The following is a 15,412-nucleotide window of genomic DNA, read 5'->3' as shown; positions in this document are numbered from 1 at the left end:
GCCGGATGTCAGCCGTCCTCGATCAGTTCACGCAGCAGATCCTGGCCCAGCGGCCAGACCCCGAAGCCGCTGTCGGCATTGATGTGTCCGGCGTCGCGGATCTCGACCAGATCGGCGCCCCAGGCGGCGGCGAAGGCGCGGGCGCGTTCCGGCGCCACGAATGCGTCGTCGGTGCTGGCAACCACCAGCGTCGGGAAGGGCAGCCGCCCCATGCCAAGGGGGGCGAAGACCCGGGCCTCGTCGGGCGTGTGGTCGGGGCTGTCGACATCGGCGGGCGAGACCAGCAGGGCCGCGGCCACCCGGCCGGCGCGGGCGGATGTCTCGGCCCAGCGCACGACCATGGCGCAGGCCAGGCTGTGCGCCACCAGCACCACCGGCGATGGCGCCAGCGCCACCGCCTCTTCCAATGACGCCAGCCATTCATCGGCGACCGGCCGGTCCCAGTCGCGTTGCTGAACCTGCCGCCAGCCGGGGTTTTCCGCCGCCCACAGGCTCTGCCAGTGGTCGGGGCCGGACCCGCCCAGCCCCGGCACGATCACCACGGTCCGGCGCGGCACGGCATCTGCATCGGTCACGGGCATGGCATCAGACCTCGTATTCCGCACCGACACCGTCGAAGCGCAGACGGTGCTGGACCTGGACCGGCGCATCGCTGCGGTCATAGCCCTTCAGCATCCCGGCCTCGATCAGCCGGATGATCATCTGCGACGACAGGTCGGGGCCGTCATCGGCCTGCTTCAGCCGCTTGACCAGATCGCGATAGCCAACCCGCTCGGTCTTCAGGCCGGCCAGCACCGCACGATGGGCATCGGTCATCGGGTATTTCACCATCCGCCGCCCGGTGTCGTCGGCCACAAGCTGGCGTTCGACCAGTTGGAAGCTCATCGGGTCGACCTTGAAAGTCGGTACCAGCGAGACCTCGCCGCCGGTCCATTCGAACCGGTCGATGCGGTTCAGGCTGCGGGTCAGCTTGCCGATCCACTGCACGCGCTTGGCGGCCAGTTCCTCTTCCGTGAAATCATCGGTCAATTCGGTGCGCAGATGCTGGCCCAGGCTGATCATGTTGCCCGAGCGGTTGACGAAATCGCGCAGCAATTCATCCTCGCCGGCGGTCTCGGCGGCCGCCTGACCGGTCATGCGGGCAAACCAGGCCTTGTCGCTGAACCGCTTGTCGCCCAGCCCCTGCACCCGCCGCTTCGACCAGAAGGTCGAGGCCGGCATCACCTCCGACGCATAGCTGTAGAACGAGGCCAGAAACTCGTGATACTGCGAATAGCTCTCGCGATAGGCGGCATCGTACCAGGCGTGGATGTCGTCGGCGCGGTCGGGATTGTCGAGCAGGAAGTCGATCGCGGCCCCGGCATAGACGCCCGACTGGGTGGCCAGATGCACCCCTTGCGAGAACAGCGGATCGGTGAAGCAGGCGCTGTCGCCGGCAAGGAAAGCGCGGCCGACCGACATCTTCTCGGCATTATACGACCATTCGCGGATGATCCGCGGCTCGGCGCGGGGATCGTCCAGATCCACGATGCTCGCGACCTCGGGCGCCGATCGCAGGCACTGGTCCAGAAACGCCTGCCGGCCGGTTTCGTGGATGTCGCCGGCATTGTCGACATCGACCACGGCGCCCACCGAATAGGTGCCGTCCTTCAGCGGGATCATCCACACCCAGCCCTTCTCGAAGGTGATCGAGAAGGTGGTGCCGTCCAGGTCGCCGGTGAATTTGCGGATCGCCGGGTAATAGTTCCACACCGCCAGCGAGCGATAGAATTCGTCATAGCGGCGCAGGTTCAGCTCCCGCGCGATCAACCCGTTCTGGCCGGTGGCGTCGACCACATAGCTGCCGGGCAGCACGACATCGTGATCGCCCTCCACCGCGCGGGCCCGCACCAGCACGCCGTCGCTGTGGTCGTAATCGATGGTGGTGACGGCGTGGCCCATGCGCACATCCACCCCGGCATCGCGGGCGGCATCCAGCAGCAGGCCGTCGAATTCCTGCCGATAGACCTGGATGGCGTGATCATAGATCCAGGGCTCGGGGCGCGGGGTCGCGAACGAGAAGGTCCACGGCGCCTGCCCCATGCCCCAGACGAAGGTGGCGGAAGGCTTCGACACGAAACCGCGTTCGTTGATGCGGTCCATCAACCCCAGCCGGTCGAGCAGCGACAGGGTGCCGGGCAGCAGCGACTCGCCGATCTTGTAGGCGGGCTCCGATGCCCGCTCCAGCAGGATGACCTCGCGGCCGCGGCGGCGCAGGGTCAGGGCGGCAACACAGCCGGCCGGGCCGGCACCGATGATCAGGACGGGATCGGACATGGGGCGCATGGACCTCGATCGACGGGTTGCGGGATCAGCCCTCGCCGGCGGTATCAGCGGCAAGGGTGGGGGCGGCAAGGGTGGGGGCGGTAAACAGAAAAGCGGTCTTCGGCTGGTCCTTGCGGAACACGAAGGCGCCGGAGCCGACATCGGAGGCCACCGACACGCCGGCCTGGATACGGTTGCGGTCGCCCAGCGTCAGGCGTGGCTGGACCGAGGCGCTTATGCCGAAGAAATTATCGGCGCCGAGCGTGACATAGCCCGCCAGTTGCACGCCCGATGCCAGAACGTTGTTGCAGCCGGATGCCCCGTCATGACCGAAGGAGCAGCCGTAATTCATCACCGTGAACCGGCCGGGCCGCGCCTTGACGCCGACATGCGCCCGCGGCCCCAGCACCGATCCGGCGCCGATCGTGGCGCCGGCCATGATGGTGGCGGTGGGGTGGATGATGGTTGCGGCCGGCCAGCCGGCGCCGCCGGTATCGGCGTCCGCATGGGGGGCATCGAACCAGCGGGCGATCAGCCGGGCGCGGATGGCGGTGTCGGCGATGCCCAGCGCGAAGAGTTCAGTGCCGTCGGGGCGATAATCTTCCGCGCGCCCCAGCCAGCCGGGCTCCGGCGCGCCATGGGCCTGCCAGGCCTCGGCCGAGACGTCGAGGAAGCCGCGCAGCCGGAAGCCGGCATCGGCGGCATAGGCCGCGACTTCCTGGGCGAAGCCGCCCGACCCGAAGATCACCAGATCGATCATGACGCCTCCCGCGCGATCAGTTTCTTGAACCGGGCCGAATAGGGGATGTCGGCGACCACCTTCACCCGCACCGGCACCTTGAACGCATCCAGACGGCCGCGGGCATGGGCCTTGACCGCCTTGACCAGATCGGCGCCGCCGTCATTGCCGGCGGGCACGATCTCGGCCCAGACGCTCTGGCCGGTGATGGCGTTGGGCTGGCCGAAGACCTTGCAGTCGGCCACCAGACCCGATGCCATCAGCACGCCTTCCACCTCGGCCGGAAACACCTTCTCGCCGCCGACATTGATGATCTCCTTGGCGCGCCCCTTCACCTTCAGGAAGCCGTCGCCGGCCTCTTCCACCAGATCGCCGGTGCGGAACCAGCCGTCATCGGTGAAGGCATCCATGCTGTGGTTCAGATAGCCCAGGATCCGCCGCCGGCTGCGCAGCCATAATTCGCCGTCCACCACCCGGTGTTCGACGGCATCATCGTCGAAGCGCATCAGCAGGCTGTCGGATGCCTTGCTGACGGTCGACACGATGCCGGTCTCGGAGGTGCCGAAGGTCTGCAGCAGCCGTGCCCGTGGCAGCCGGGCGCGCAGCAAGGCCAGCAACCCGTCGGGCATCGGCTCGGTGCCATAGGTGATCATCCGCAGGCATGACAGATCGTGGCGGGCGGCAACCCCGCTCATCAGCATCAGATTCAGGAAGGTGGGCGAGGCCGGCAGCACGCCCACCCGGTGGGCGGCGATCGCGGCCGCGACACCGTCGGGTGTGCGGGCGGCGGGCAGAACCAGCGTGGTGCCCTGGGCAAGGCTTGAGAAGATGGTGTTGATGCCGCCGATATGATCGAACATCAGGAACAGCAGCAGCCGCACCGATTTGGTGCGCGGGTCACCGGCGATATAGCTGTCGGTCAGCCGGTCCAGATCGTGGAGCATCGCCTTGGGCCGGCCGGTGGTGCCGCTGCTGAACAGGATCAGCCCGGCGCGGTCGGCGGCTGTAAGCGCCGCCACCAGCGGCGCCGGGGCGTCGCCGGATGGCGTCAGCGCCTGCGGGTGGTGGCCGTCTTCCGGTGCCAGCCGCCAGCCGGCGCCGGCCAGTGCCGCCTTGTCGGCCCGTTCCGCCGCCACGGTCGAGGTGTCGAGCGCCGTCACCGCCCCCAGGCTTTGCAGGGCCAGCAGCAGGGCCAGTGTGCCGGCCGCCGCCTCGCCATCCAGCTTCACGACGGCACCGGGGCCGATGCCGGCGGCAGCGAGCTTGTGGCGGGCTTGATCGGTGGCTCCGGCCAGATCGGCGAAGCTGGTCTCGATGCCGGTCGCGGCATCGATCAGCGCCACGCGCGGTCCCAGCGCGCGCAACCGGTCCAGGAAGCGATCGGCGGCTTCCGTCATGCGAACACCCCTCCCAGATAGATGACCTGACCGGTCACCATGGCGGCCCCCGGTGCGGCCAGGAAATCGATCACCCGTACCACCTCGTCCATGGCGGCCAGACGCGGCACCGCCTGGGCCGCAAGCAGCCGGTCGATGGTCTCGGCCGGCACGGTGCGGGTCAGGCGGGTACGCACCGGCCCCGGCCCGACGGCATTGACGGTGATGCCCTGCGGTGCCAGTTCGCGGGCCAGGGTGCCGGTCAGGCTTTCGACCGCGGCTTTCGATGCGGCATAGGCGGCGGCACCGGCCAGCCGCAGCGGCACGGCGACGCTGGTCAGATTGATGATCCGGCCGCCGGCCGGTGGCGCAACCGATGGCGCGGCCGGTGGCGATACGGAGCGGGCCTCGCCATCCGCATCCGTATCGCCATCGCCTTGTGCATCCTTGCGCCGGGCCTCGGGCCGCATCAGCCGGGCGGCTTCCCGCGCGCAGACAAAGCTGCCGACGACATTGGTGCGCAGCATGGCGTCCAGCGTCGCCGCAGGGGTCAGCAGGGCATGGTTCATCGATGCGATACCGGCGGCGTTGACCAGCACGTCGATCCGGCCATGGGCGCGGCGGATGCGGCCGCACATCGCCTTCACCGCCGCCTCGTCGGCCACGTCCAGCACATGATGGTGATAGGCGTCATGATCGATGCCGGCATCACCGCGCGCGCAGCCATGAACGATGTCGCCCGCGCCCAGAAAATGCAGGGCCGCGCCGCGACCGATGCCCTTGCTGGCACCGGTGACCAGCACGATCCGCGATGGCGCGGCCGTGCAGGATGCGGGTATGGGCGACATGGCGTCTCCCTCTGTCATCGGCCGTCACGGCCGACACAGGGTCGCATGCCCCACAGTGCTGCGCAGAATGTCCTCATCGGATAGTTACCCTGATGAACAAATTACCTGTGGTTGCATTTTCCGACGGAGTCTCGACGCCATTGCCGTCGTCTCAAAACGACGGCGCAAAGCGTCGCAGGCGTGGCGCGGGGGCAGGCGGCGCACCGCATGGCCGGGGTGCCCGGTTATACATGGCGTGGATCCGGCACGCTGGGGGCGACGCGGGCACGGATCTGAAACGTCAGGGTTATGTCTTCCCAAGTATCTCCCGCCGGGCGGAATCTTCAACATTATTCTGGGTTGATGGAATTGGGCGGCTGTAACCAGAAGCGATCGCCTGCCGGCTGCGGCAATCCGGCGGCCGCCGCCTCAGGGCCGGTTCTGCTTGTCCGACCGCCGGACCGGGCCATTGGTGCCATCAGGGCCAGGATCAGAGCCGGTGTCGGCATTGGCGCAGATCCGGCGAAGGGCCTGCCAGCCGGCATCGTCCAGAAGGACCGGTCCCGATGGCAGCGTCTGCGCGGTGTCGGGCGCCGCCGCCAGCCGGTCGAGCCGTTCGGCGCTGACCGGATGGCTGTCGAGGATTGTCCCCCGGCTGTCGCTGCCGGTGATGCGCACCAGCAATCGGCCGAAGGCGGCGGGCGGGCGCCCCAGGGCGGTGACGGTGGCGGCGGCGAAATCATCGGCCGCGCGCCCACCATCCGCGCCAGTGCCGCCGCGCCATCGGGGCGGGCGCAGACCCGGCCGCCGAGCATGGCGCGCAGCCGCGTGTCGGTGGCATCGCCCAGGCGCTGCTCCACACTTAACGGCACCAGCGGTGCCAGCCGCCTGGCGGCGAAGGGGATGCCATAAAGGACAAGGGCCAGGATCGACACACAGGCCGCCGGCGACCAGCCGACGATCTGGCGGGCGCGGCCGTCATCAGATCCCGCCCAGATTGAGGTCGAGCCCGCCGGCGAAGCCTTCGCCCAGCGCATCGGCGGCGCTGCCCTGGCCGACGACGCCATCGGCCGCCGCCAGGTTATGGATGGCGGTGGTCTCGGCGATCCGCGCCCGGATATCGCGGGTCAGATAGATCCGGATCACCACCCCCAATCCCGGCGCCATCAGCAGATAGCCGGCGGCGATGCCGGCCACCACCAGCGGGTGCTGAAATGCCATGGCGTAATCGGGCGTGCCCTCCGGCGCCGGCGCCCGCGCCCGGGCGGCGGCGATGCCCAGCACACAGCCGCCCCACAGGCCCATCATCGCCGCCAGCAGCAACCCCCCAGCCGGTGGCCTTCCAATAGCAGCCGAACAGGCTGTTACGGTCCAGATAGTTGTGAAAGCGCACCGCGCCGAAGCGGATGTTCGATACCCACCACTGCCACAGGATCGCGCGGAAAGCGGCCACCAGGAACGGGATGGGGATGACCAGCAGCACGCCGGGGATCGCCAGCGGCCGAAAGGCCGGGCGCCGGCCATGGAACCGCACCCAGCGGGCCGGTTCCGGGGCTGTCGGCGCCGGGGCGGTGACTGGCAGGGCGGGCGACAGACCATCGCACCTCATGAACGGCCTGATCCGGTCATAACGGAAGATGTGACGACATGCAACCCGAGCGTTCCTTGCGGTGCCCGCCAATCATCTTTCTCGTTGGCGACTCAGGCCAGGGGGCCATAGGCCGAGATGTCGCGTGGGTCGGTCTTCACATGCACCAGCGCCGGGCCGTCATGGGCAAGTGCGGCCCGGAACGCCCCGGCGAAATCCTCCGTCCGCTCCACCGTGAAGCCGGCGGCGCCATAGGCGCGGGCCAGCATCGCGAAATCGGGCCGCGACAGCACCACGCCGTGGTCGCGCCCACGGCCGATGCGGCGGGTCTGGTGCATCAGAATGGTGCCATAGACGCCGTTATCGACCACGATCACCTTGACCGGCAGCCGTTCCAGCACGGCGGTGGCCAGTTCCTGGCCGGTCATCATGAAGCCGCCATCGCCGGCGAACACCACCACCGGGCGCCGGTCATCGGCGGTGGCCGCCCCCAACCCCGCCGGCAGGCCATAGCCCATGGCGCCGGCCTGGGTGGCGAACTGGGTATCGGGACGGGTGAATGGCCAGTAGCGATGCACGAAGCCCGCGAAATTGCCGGCATCGATCGCGACCGCCGCATCGGGCCCGGCGATCCCGGCGGCGGTGATCACCACCGCCGCCATGTCCACCGCCCCCAGCACCGGGCGCACCGGATCGGCGGCGAAGCGGGTGACCTCGCCATGGATGGCATCACGCCAGTTGATCCGGTCGGCGGGCGGGATGGTATCGGCCAGCCGGTCGGACAGCGCATCCAGGCTGGCCGCGACGTCACCCACCAGCAGATGCGCGGGCAGGCGGATCTGGCGCCCGGCGGCGCGCGCGATCGCATCCGCATCGGGATAGAGATGGATCACGGTCTGATGGGCGGCCGGCATCGTCCAGCCCTCGGTGGTCACGTCGTCCAGCCGGCTGCCGGCGATCAGGATCAGATCGGCCTCGGCGAAGGCGCGCTTCTGGGCCGGGGCACGGCCCAGCCCCAGATGTCCGAACCATGCCGGATGATCGGTGGGCACCAGATCCTGGCGGCGGAAGGCGGTGGCAAGCCCGGCGCCGGTCAGCCGGGCCAGACGGTCCAGCGCGCCATGGGCGCGGTCGAAGGCCGCGATCTCGCCGCCGATGATGATCGGGCGCGCCGCCTGTGACAACGCCTCGGCGGCGGCGATCACCGCCGCCGCGCCAGGCAGGCCGGCGGCGGCGCGCAGATGCGCCAGATCCAGCGCATGGGCGGCGACGCCATGGCTGATATCGGGCACGGTCGCGGCGGCATCCCCGGTCAGCACGCCCTCGGTCACGTCTTCGGGCAGCACCAGGATCACCGGGCCGGGGCGGCCGGCCATGGCGATGCGCAGGGCGCGCGCGGTGGCGCCGGCACAATCGGCGGCGGTGCGCGGCTCGATCACCGCCTTGACCGCCTGGCCGAACATGGCGGTGTAATCGACCTCCTGGAACGCCTCCAGCCCGTATTCGGCGGTGGCGACCTGGCCCACCATCAGCACCAGCGGCGTCGAATCCTGTGCCGCGACATGCACGCCATGGGCCGCATTGCTGGCGCCGGGGCCGCGGGTGACCATGGCGATGCCCGGCAGGCGCCGTGCCCGCGCCCAGGCCTCGGCCGCGCAGGCGGCGCCGGTCTCGTGGCGATGGACCAGCAGGCGGATCCGGTCGTCATGGACCCGCAACCCTTCCAGCACCGCCAGATAGCTTTCGCCCGGCACGCAGAACGCGGTGTCGATGCCATGGGCGATCAGCGTGCGGATGATGGCCTCGCCGCCGGTGATGGCGGCGGCGGCGGCGGTGGCGGGTGCATCTGTGGCGGGTGTGCCGGCGGTGTTGGCGGTCATGGGGCGGGGGTCTCCGGGGCGGCGGGGGATGCCTCAAAGCAGAACCGCCGCAAACCCCGGGGAGAGGTTTGCGGCGGCATCAGGTCCGGATCAGGCGATCTCGGCGACGATCTCGACTTCCGTCGTCACGTCCAGGGGCAGTTCGTTCACCCCCACCGCCGAGCGGGCATGTTTGCCCGCATCGCCGAAGATCTCGACCAGCACGTCGGAGGCGCCGTTGCCGACCTTGGGCTGATCGTTGAAGCCGGCGGCCGAGGATACGAAGATCACGACCTTCACGATCCGCTTCACACGGTCGAGGTCGCCACCGCAGGCGGCCTTCAACTGGGCGATGCAGTTCAGCGCGCACAACCGCGCCGCGGCGGCGCCATCCTCGATCGACCGTTCGGCGCCGAGCTTGCCCTTCCAGACCACCGCGCCGTCGGCGACCGGCACCTGGCCGGAGGTGTAGACGAGGTTGCCGGTCACGGCGTATGGCACGTAATTCGCGACGGGGACGGCGGGCACCGGCAGGGTGATGCCCAGTTCTGCGAGACGCGCCTCGATCTTGCCCGACATTGCGCTGCTTGCTCCTATCAGTCGTGGATGAAGCCGGGCCGTGGCGTCAGGCGCCGGGCCGGCCGGCCGCGCCGGCGGTCAGCCGGATCGCGACATTCTTGGTCTGGACATAGCCGAGCAGGGCTTCGACACCCTTCTCGCGACCATAGCCCGACCGCTTCATACCGCCGAACGGCGTTTCGATGCCACCGGCAAACCATTCATTCACGAACACCTGACCGGCCACCAGACGCTCGGCCACCAGATGCGCGCGGGCGAGATCGCGGGTATAGACACCGGCACACAGACCGTAATCGGTGCCGTTGGCGATGGCGAGCGCTTCTTCGGCATCGTCGAACGGCAGGATGGTCAGCACCGGGCCGAACACTTCCTGCTGGGCGATTTCCGAATCCGGCGTCGCATCGGCCAGCACGGTCGGGGCCATGAAATAGCCCGGACGCTCGATCCGCCGGCCACCGGCGACGGCGCGGGCACCGTCCTGCACCGCGCGCAGGCACATGGCCTCGATCTTGTCGCGCTGGCCGTCGGAAATCACCGGGGTCAATTCGCTGTCGTCGATGCCGGGGCCGACCGTCAGCGCGCCGGCGGCGGCGCCCATCCGCTCCACCACCTGGTCATAGACCGCGCGTTCCACCACCAGCCGCGCCGAGGCCGAGCAGACCTGGCCGGCATTGGTGAAGATGCCGCCGCGCGTGGAGGCGATGACCTGGTCGATATCGGCGTCCTTGAACACCACCCCGGCCGATTTGCCGCCAAGCTCCATCACCGCCGGCACCACCCGGTCGGCAAGCGCGTGCAGGATGCGGCTGCCGGTGGTGACCGAGCCGGTGAACACCAGATGGTCGATATCGCCATGACCGGCCAGTGCCGCACCCGCCTCGTGGCCATAGCCGGTCAGGATGTTGACCACACCCGCCGGCACGCCGGCATCGTGGACCGCCTCGGCCAGCGCCGCCAGCGACAGCGCCGACAATTCCGGGGTTTTCATCACCACGGTGTTGCCGGTGGCAAGCGCGCAGGCGATGGAGCGCGCGCCGATCTGAAGCGGGAAGTTCCACGGCACGATCTGCGCCGACACGCCGAAGGGCGCATGGACGGTGTAGTCGATATAATCGGGGCCGAGCGGGATCGACTTGCCTTCCAGCTTGTCGGCGAGCCCGGCGTAATACTCGAAATAGCGGGCGGCGGCGCCGACATCGACACGGGCCGAGGAAATCCGCTTGCCGTTGTCGAGGGTCTCGACCAGGGCGATCTGTTCCGTGCGCTCCAGCAGGATGCGGGCGATGCGATGCATCAGCCGCGACCGCTCCACCGGCTTCATGTTCAGTAGCAGCCGGGCGTTGAAGGCGCGGCGGGCGGCGGCCACCGCCATGTCGACATCGGCGGCCTTGGCGCAGGCGATATCGGCGATGACCTCGCCGGTCGCGGGGTTGACGACGGGGATGCGGCTGCCATCCAGGCTGTCGACGAAACGGCCGTCGATATAATGCTGCCAGCTCCGCTTGATCTCGGTCGAACCGGTCATGGGCTTTCTGATGCCTCCCTGATGATGTCGACGCCCGGGGGTCCGGCGGTCATGCGGGGCGGGCATGCGGGGACGGGCGAGGGCGGCAGCATGCCAGCCCCGGCCGGCGCAGACAACGCCCGCAAACGGCGATGCCGACAGAATTCCACCGGTTGTCCACTCGAATGTGCCACCATGTCCATTACCGGGGACGGGGGCGACTCCTGGCAGCGGTGGCGACGATCCGCCGCAGCCCGCCTCGGTCTCATCCGCATGGCGATGGTGGCGATCGTCATCTAATCAGGCGAGTATCGGTCAAGGCCATGCCATCGATCCACCAACCGTGGGACCACACAGCCGATATGCTCAGAATTGCCAACCGCACAGTCGACGACATCCGCACCGGCGATGACGCGGTGCTGGTCCACGAAGCCGGCGCGTCGCTGGTCGACCGCCTGGGCGCGATGGCGCTGGACATCGACCCCGCCCATGTCGATCCGGCCCTTGCCGCCGATGCCGGCTTCCGGGGCACGGCGGCGCTGGGCGCCCTGCCGGGCCTGCTGATCGACCTGCTGATCGCGGCCGACCTGCCGGGACCCGGCGCCGAGGTGCTGACCTCGCGGCTCGACCGGCTGTGCCCGGTGGTGGCGGGTGAAACCCTGACCGCGCGGGTGGTGGTGACCGCCATGGCCGCCGACCGCCGGCTGACACTGGCCTGTACCGTCTCGGGTGCCGGCGGCCGGATGGTGGCCGAAGGGCATGCCGAGGTGCGGGCAGGGGCGGTCCGGGTCGACCGTCCCTATGTCATGGCGCCGGGGGCGGCGATCGCGGCCGCGGTTGCGGCGGCGCCTGAAAACCGGCCGGTCTATCGCCATCTGCTGGCGATGACCGCCGAGCTGCCGCCGATCGCGACCGCCGTGATCCATCCGGTCGATACCAATTCGATCGAAGGCGCGCTGGATGCGGCGGCGGTCGGGCTGATCCTGCCGATCCTGGTCGGCCCGGAAGCGAAGATCAGGGCCGCGGCCGAGGCCTGCGGCCGCAGTCTGGCTGGCATCCGGATCATCGATCAGCCCCACAGCCATGCCGCGGCCGAGCGCGCGGTTCTGCTGGTGCGCGAGGGCGAGGCGGCGGCGCTGATGAAGGGCGCGCTGCACACCGACGAGGTGATGTCGGCGGCGGTCGACAAGGCGTGTGGCCTGCGCACCGCGCGGCGGATGAGCCATGTCTTCGCCCTGGACGTGCCGGCCTATCCCAAGCCGCTGTTCGTCACCGACGCGGCGATCAACATCTATCCCAACCTGGATGCCAAACGCGACATCGTCCAGAACGCCATCGATCTGGTCAGGGCGCTTGGCACCGACCGGCCCAAGGTCGCGATCCTGTCGGCGATCGAAACCGTCTATCCGCCGATCGCCTCGACGGTTGAGGCGGCGGCGCTGTGCAAGATGGCCGATCGCGGCCAGATCACCGGCGGCGTGCTCGACGGGCCGCTCGCCTTCGACAACGCGGTGTCGAAAGCGGCGGCCCGCGCCAAGGGCATCGTCTCGGAGGTGGCGGGTGATGCCGACATCCTGGTCACCCCCGACCTTGAGGCCGGCAACATGGTCGCCAAACAGTTGATCCATCTGGCCGGCGCCGAGGCAGCGGGGCTGGTGCTGGGCGCGCGGGTGCCGATCATGCTGACCAGCCGCGCCGACGGCCCGGCCGCCCGGCTGGCCTCGGCGGCACTCGCCCAGATCTTCGTTCATCGTGGAGCACGGCCATGACCGCGACGCCCGCCAATCAGTCAGGGGCCGATCAGTCAGGGGCCGATCAGTCAGGGGCCGATCAGGCATCCCCCACGGAACGGCTGATCATCACCGTCAATGCCGGCTCGTCGAGCCTGAAATTCGGCGTGGTGCGGATGTCGGACATGGTCGAGATCGGCCGTGCCGAGGTGGAGATGATCGGCACGCTGAAGGGGCCGTCGGCCAATGGCCGCGGCGTGCATCTCGACGATATCGGCAACCCGCCTGAAGGATTGGCCGACCATGCCGGGCTCACCGCCTGGGCGCTGGGGCGGATCACCGACATCGTCCATCATCTGGGCGAGGTGGTGGCCGTGGGCCATCGCGTGGTCCATGGCGGTGCCAGCTTCTCGGCGCCGGTGCTGATCGACGATGCGGTGATCGAGGCGCTGGGCCGGCTGACGGCGCTGGCACCCAATCATCAGCCGCACAACCTGTCGGGCATCGCCGCCACCCGCCAATTGTGGCCGGATCTGCCGCAGGTCGCCTGTTTCGACACCGCCTTTCACCGCACGCAACCCCGCCTGGCCCAGTTGATGCCGATCCCGCGTGAGCTGTCGGATGACGGCATCCTGCGCTATGGCTTCCACGGCCTGTCCTATACCCACATCGCCTCGGTCCTGCCCGACTATGCCGGCGACCGCGCCGACGGCCGGGTGATCGTGGCGCATCTGGGCCATGGCGCCAGCCTGTGCGGCATGCAGGGGCGCCGGTCGGTGGCCACCACCATGGGCTTCACCGCGCTGGATGGCCTGATGATGGGCAAGCGCGCCGGCAGCATCGATCCGGGCGTGGTGCTGCACCTGATCCGCGACCGCGGCATGAGCGCCGCCGAGGTCGACCGGATGCTGAATGCCCGCTCAGGGCTGCTGGGCGTGTCGGGGATTTCGGCCGATATGCGGGTGCTGGAGGCATCGGACGACCCGAAGGCCGAAGAGGCGATGGCGCTGTTCGCCTATCGGGCGGCGCGTGAGGCGGGGTCGATCGCGGTTGCGCTGGGCGGATTGGACGTGCTGGTCTTTACCGCCGGCATCGGCCGCCACTCGGCGCAGATGCGGGCGCGGATCGCCGACTATCTGGCGTTCCTTGGGGCGGAGATCGATCCGGCCGCCAATGCGGCCCATGGCCCGGTGATTTCGGCACCCGACAGCCGGGTTCTGGTTCTGGCCCTGGACACCGATGAAGAGGCGGTGATCGCGCGCGAGACCGCGCGTCTCGTGTTCGCATGAGCCACGCGGCCCGGAATCCGTTTGGCGACATGATGTTGAGGCGATACAAACAGGACGGCGCGACCACCCGTGTTGAAAGACGGCTCCCTTGAGGCTCAAGATCGACGTATCCCCCGGCGAGGTGATCGACAAGCTGGTCATCCTGTCGATCAAGGCGGCGCATATCGATGCGGCCGACAAGCTGGCGCATGTCCGGCGCGAGATGGCGGCGCTGGAGGAGGTGGTGGGGCCGGTGGTCCGGGGCCATGACGCCCTGCCGCCCCTGATCGCTGAACTGCGCGAGATCAACCAGGCGCTTTGGGACATCGAGGATGCCTTGCGCGTGCATGAGGGCAAGGCCGATTTCGGCCCGGACTTCGTCGCCCGTGCCCGACTGGTCTATCAGACCAATGACCGCAGGGCGGCGGTGAAGGCGAAGATCAACGATCTGCTCGGCAGCGATATCGCCGAGCAGAAGGCCTATTCGGTCTGACGCCCAGGATGGCGCAGTTGTTCATCGGTCCGACCCGGCTCGGCGACGCGATCCTGGTCAGCGGCGTGCTCGCCTGGATGCGGGAGGATGCCCCCGACAGCCCCATCACCATCGCCTGCGGTCCGCAGGCGGCACTGGCCTTCAGCGGCTGGCAGGGCGTCGAGGCCATGCATGTCGTCCACAAGCGCCGGCATCACCGCCACTGGCTCGATCTCTGGCAGAAGACGCGCAACCGGCGCTGGCGTCGGATCGTGGATCTCAGGCGGTCGGCCCTGCCCTGGTTGCTGCGGGCGGACGCGCGCTATCGGATTCCACCGGGCCTGCCGGGCGAGCATCGCGTGATCCAGGCGGCGCGGACCCTGGGTCTGCCGCCCCAGATGCCGCGGATCGACCTCGCGGCGGCGGGGCGTGCCCATGCCCTGTGCGATCTGCCGGACGGCGTACCGGCACTCGCCATCGGCCCCGGCGCCAGCCAGATCTTCAAGACCTGGCCGATTGAGCGGTTCGCGGCCGTGGCGGACCGGCTGCTGTCGACGGGCGGGCCGCTGGCGGGCGGACGGCTGGTGCTGCTGGGCAGCGACGCGGAGCGTCGGGACGCGGCGGCATTGTTCAAGCTGGTGCCGGCCGACCGGCTGGTCGACGGGTTCGGGCTGGACATCCCGGCCTCGGCGGCGTTGCTCGAACGATCGGCGCTGTTCATCGGCAACGACTCGGCAATGATGCATCTGGCGGTCGCGGCCGGAACCCGGACCGTCGGCCTGTTCGGGCCGACACGGGATGACCATTACGGTCCGTGGGGGCCGCAGGGACTGGTCGTGCGCACGCCGGAGAGTGTGGATGCCCTTCAGGCCCGGCTTGCCGCCGAGGGCGGGGGCGGGTCATTGATGGCGTCGCTGACCGCCGACGCGGTCAGCGACGCGGTTCTGCGGCGCTGGCCTGATCTATCGGCCGGCATGCATTCCGCCTGACGGATGCATGCCGCGATACATCCGGTTGCCTGAGGCGCACGGCGATCCCGCGGGCGTCAATCGCGGGTCATTGCAGTGTTGGCCCGATGCGCGGTAGACTTCTATCTTGCGACACGCCAACAACAAAGCGGAACGCCGGTCGCCTGGGCGGCCGGAAAGAACGCCACGCCTGATGAT

The 15,412-nt window shown here is 69.2% G+C and carries 14 protein-coding genes; 4 read left to right on the top strand and 10 right to left on the bottom strand.

Going from position 1 to position 15,412, the window contains the following annotated elements; translation table 11 throughout:
- Positions 1-8: 8 nt before the first annotated feature.
- From WG924_RS21670 to WG924_RS21625, 10 genes are all read right to left on the bottom strand, one after another.
- Positions 9-581, bottom strand: a complete 573-nt coding sequence (locus WG924_RS21670; RefSeq protein ID WP_345935144.1) for an RBBP9/YdeN family alpha/beta hydrolase — start codon at positions 579-581, stop codon at positions 9-11.
- A gap of 4 nt (positions 582-585) precedes the next feature.
- Positions 586-2,316: an NAD(P)/FAD-dependent oxidoreductase gene (locus WG924_RS21665; protein ID WP_345935143.1), complete on the bottom strand. Its 1,731-nt coding sequence runs from the start codon at positions 2,314-2,316 to the stop codon at positions 586-588.
- A gap of 34 nt (positions 2,317-2,350) precedes the next feature.
- On the bottom strand, positions 2,351-3,064 hold the full coding sequence (locus WG924_RS21660) for an acetyltransferase (RefSeq protein ID WP_345935142.1): 714 nt from the start codon (positions 3,062-3,064) through the stop codon (positions 2,351-2,353).
- Entirely contained in the window at positions 3,061-4,440 is a 1,380-nt protein-coding gene (locus WG924_RS21655; RefSeq protein ID WP_345935141.1) for an ANL family adenylate-forming protein, read from the bottom strand. The genes WG924_RS21660 and WG924_RS21655 overlap by 4 nt, the downstream gene beginning before the upstream one ends.
- A complete protein-coding gene (locus WG924_RS21650; RefSeq protein WP_345935140.1) occupies positions 4,437-5,267 on the bottom strand; it encodes an SDR family NAD(P)-dependent oxidoreductase in 831 nt (276 codons plus the stop codon). The genes WG924_RS21655 and WG924_RS21650 overlap by 4 nt, the downstream gene beginning before the upstream one ends.
- Before the next feature lie 408 nt (positions 5,268-5,675).
- The gene (locus WG924_RS21645) at positions 5,676-5,924 is read right to left on the bottom strand and encodes a hypothetical protein (RefSeq protein WP_345935139.1); all 249 of its coding nucleotides are present in this window, start codon (positions 5,922-5,924) and stop codon (positions 5,676-5,678) included.
- A gap of 303 nt (positions 5,925-6,227) precedes the next feature.
- A complete protein-coding gene (locus WG924_RS21640; protein ID WP_345935138.1) occupies positions 6,228-6,569 on the bottom strand; it encodes a hypothetical protein in 342 nt (113 codons plus the stop codon).
- A 378-nt stretch (positions 6,570-6,947) separates the two neighbouring features.
- Positions 6,948-8,714, bottom strand: a complete 1,767-nt coding sequence (locus tag WG924_RS21635; protein WP_345935137.1) for a thiamine pyrophosphate-dependent enzyme — start codon at positions 8,712-8,714, stop codon at positions 6,948-6,950.
- A gap of 90 nt (positions 8,715-8,804) precedes the next feature.
- Positions 8,805-9,272, bottom strand: a complete 468-nt coding sequence (locus tag WG924_RS21630; protein ID WP_345935136.1) for a RidA family protein — start codon at positions 9,270-9,272, stop codon at positions 8,805-8,807.
- Positions 9,273-9,318: 46 nt separating this feature from the next.
- Positions 9,319-10,797: an aldehyde dehydrogenase family protein gene (locus tag WG924_RS21625; RefSeq protein ID WP_345935135.1), complete on the bottom strand. Its 1,479-nt coding sequence runs from the start codon at positions 10,795-10,797 to the stop codon at positions 9,319-9,321.
- Positions 10,798-11,138: 341 nt separating this feature from the next.
- On the opposite strand from WG924_RS21625, the gene WG924_RS21620 reads away from it, so the two are divergent.
- From WG924_RS21620 to WG924_RS21605, 4 genes are all read left to right on the top strand, one after another.
- Entirely contained in the window at positions 11,139-12,545 is a 1,407-nt protein-coding gene (locus WG924_RS21620) for a bifunctional enoyl-CoA hydratase/phosphate acetyltransferase (RefSeq protein WP_345935134.1), read from the top strand.
- Positions 12,542-13,795 (top strand): acetate/propionate family kinase, encoded by a 1,254-nt coding sequence (locus WG924_RS21615; RefSeq protein WP_345935133.1) that lies wholly within the window; start codon positions 12,542-12,544, stop codon positions 13,793-13,795. Before WG924_RS21620 ends, WG924_RS21615 begins: the two co-directional genes overlap by 4 nt.
- 88 nt (positions 13,796-13,883) lie before the next feature.
- On the top strand, positions 13,884-14,267 hold the full coding sequence (locus WG924_RS21610) for a DUF6165 family protein (protein WP_345935132.1): 384 nt from the start codon (positions 13,884-13,886) through the stop codon (positions 14,265-14,267).
- A gap of 17 nt (positions 14,268-14,284) precedes the next feature.
- Positions 14,285-15,235: a glycosyltransferase family 9 protein gene (locus WG924_RS21605; RefSeq protein ID WP_345935131.1), complete on the top strand. Its 951-nt coding sequence runs from the start codon at positions 14,285-14,287 to the stop codon at positions 15,233-15,235.
- Positions 15,236-15,412: the final 177 nt, after the last annotated feature.

Source organism: Tistrella arctica, assembly GCF_039630945.1.
Lineage (GTDB): Bacteria > Pseudomonadota > Alphaproteobacteria > Tistrellales > Tistrellaceae > Tistrella > Tistrella bauzanensis.
The sequence above is the reverse complement of the archived record's forward strand: the minus strand, read 5'-3'. Positions and strand labels throughout refer to the sequence as shown.

Bases quoted from the DNA above. Each gene is read 5' to 3' on its own strand.
- WG924_RS21615 (WP_345935133.1), top strand. From the start codon at position 12,542: ATGACCGCGACGCCCGCCAATCAGTCAGGGGCCGATCAGTCAGGGGCC.
- WG924_RS21635 (WP_345935137.1), bottom strand. From the start codon at position 8,714: ATGACCGCCAACACCGCCGGCACACCCGCCACAGATGCACCCGCCACC.
- WG924_RS21620 (WP_345935134.1), top strand. From the start codon at position 11,139: ATGCTCAGAATTGCCAACCGCACAGTCGACGACATCCGCACCGGCGAT.
- WG924_RS21650 (WP_345935140.1), bottom strand. From the start codon at position 5,267: ATGTCGCCCATACCCGCATCCTGCACGGCCGCGCCATCGCGGATCGTG.
- WG924_RS21630 (WP_345935136.1), bottom strand. From the start codon at position 9,272: ATGTCGGGCAAGATCGAGGCGCGTCTCGCAGAACTGGGCATCACCCTG.
- WG924_RS21665 (WP_345935143.1), bottom strand. From the start codon at position 2,316: ATGTCCGATCCCGTCCTGATCATCGGTGCCGGCCCGGCCGGCTGTGTT.
- WG924_RS21660 (WP_345935142.1), bottom strand. From the start codon at position 3,064: ATGATCGATCTGGTGATCTTCGGGTCGGGCGGCTTCGCCCAGGAAGTC.
- WG924_RS21655 (WP_345935141.1), bottom strand. From the start codon at position 4,440: ATGACGGAAGCCGCCGATCGCTTCCTGGACCGGTTGCGCGCGCTGGGA.
- WG924_RS21625 (WP_345935135.1), bottom strand. From the start codon at position 10,797: ATGACCGGTTCGACCGAGATCAAGCGGAGCTGGCAGCATTATATCGAC.
- WG924_RS21670 (WP_345935144.1), bottom strand. From the start codon at position 581: ATGCCCGTGACCGATGCAGATGCCGTGCCGCGCCGGACCGTGGTGATC.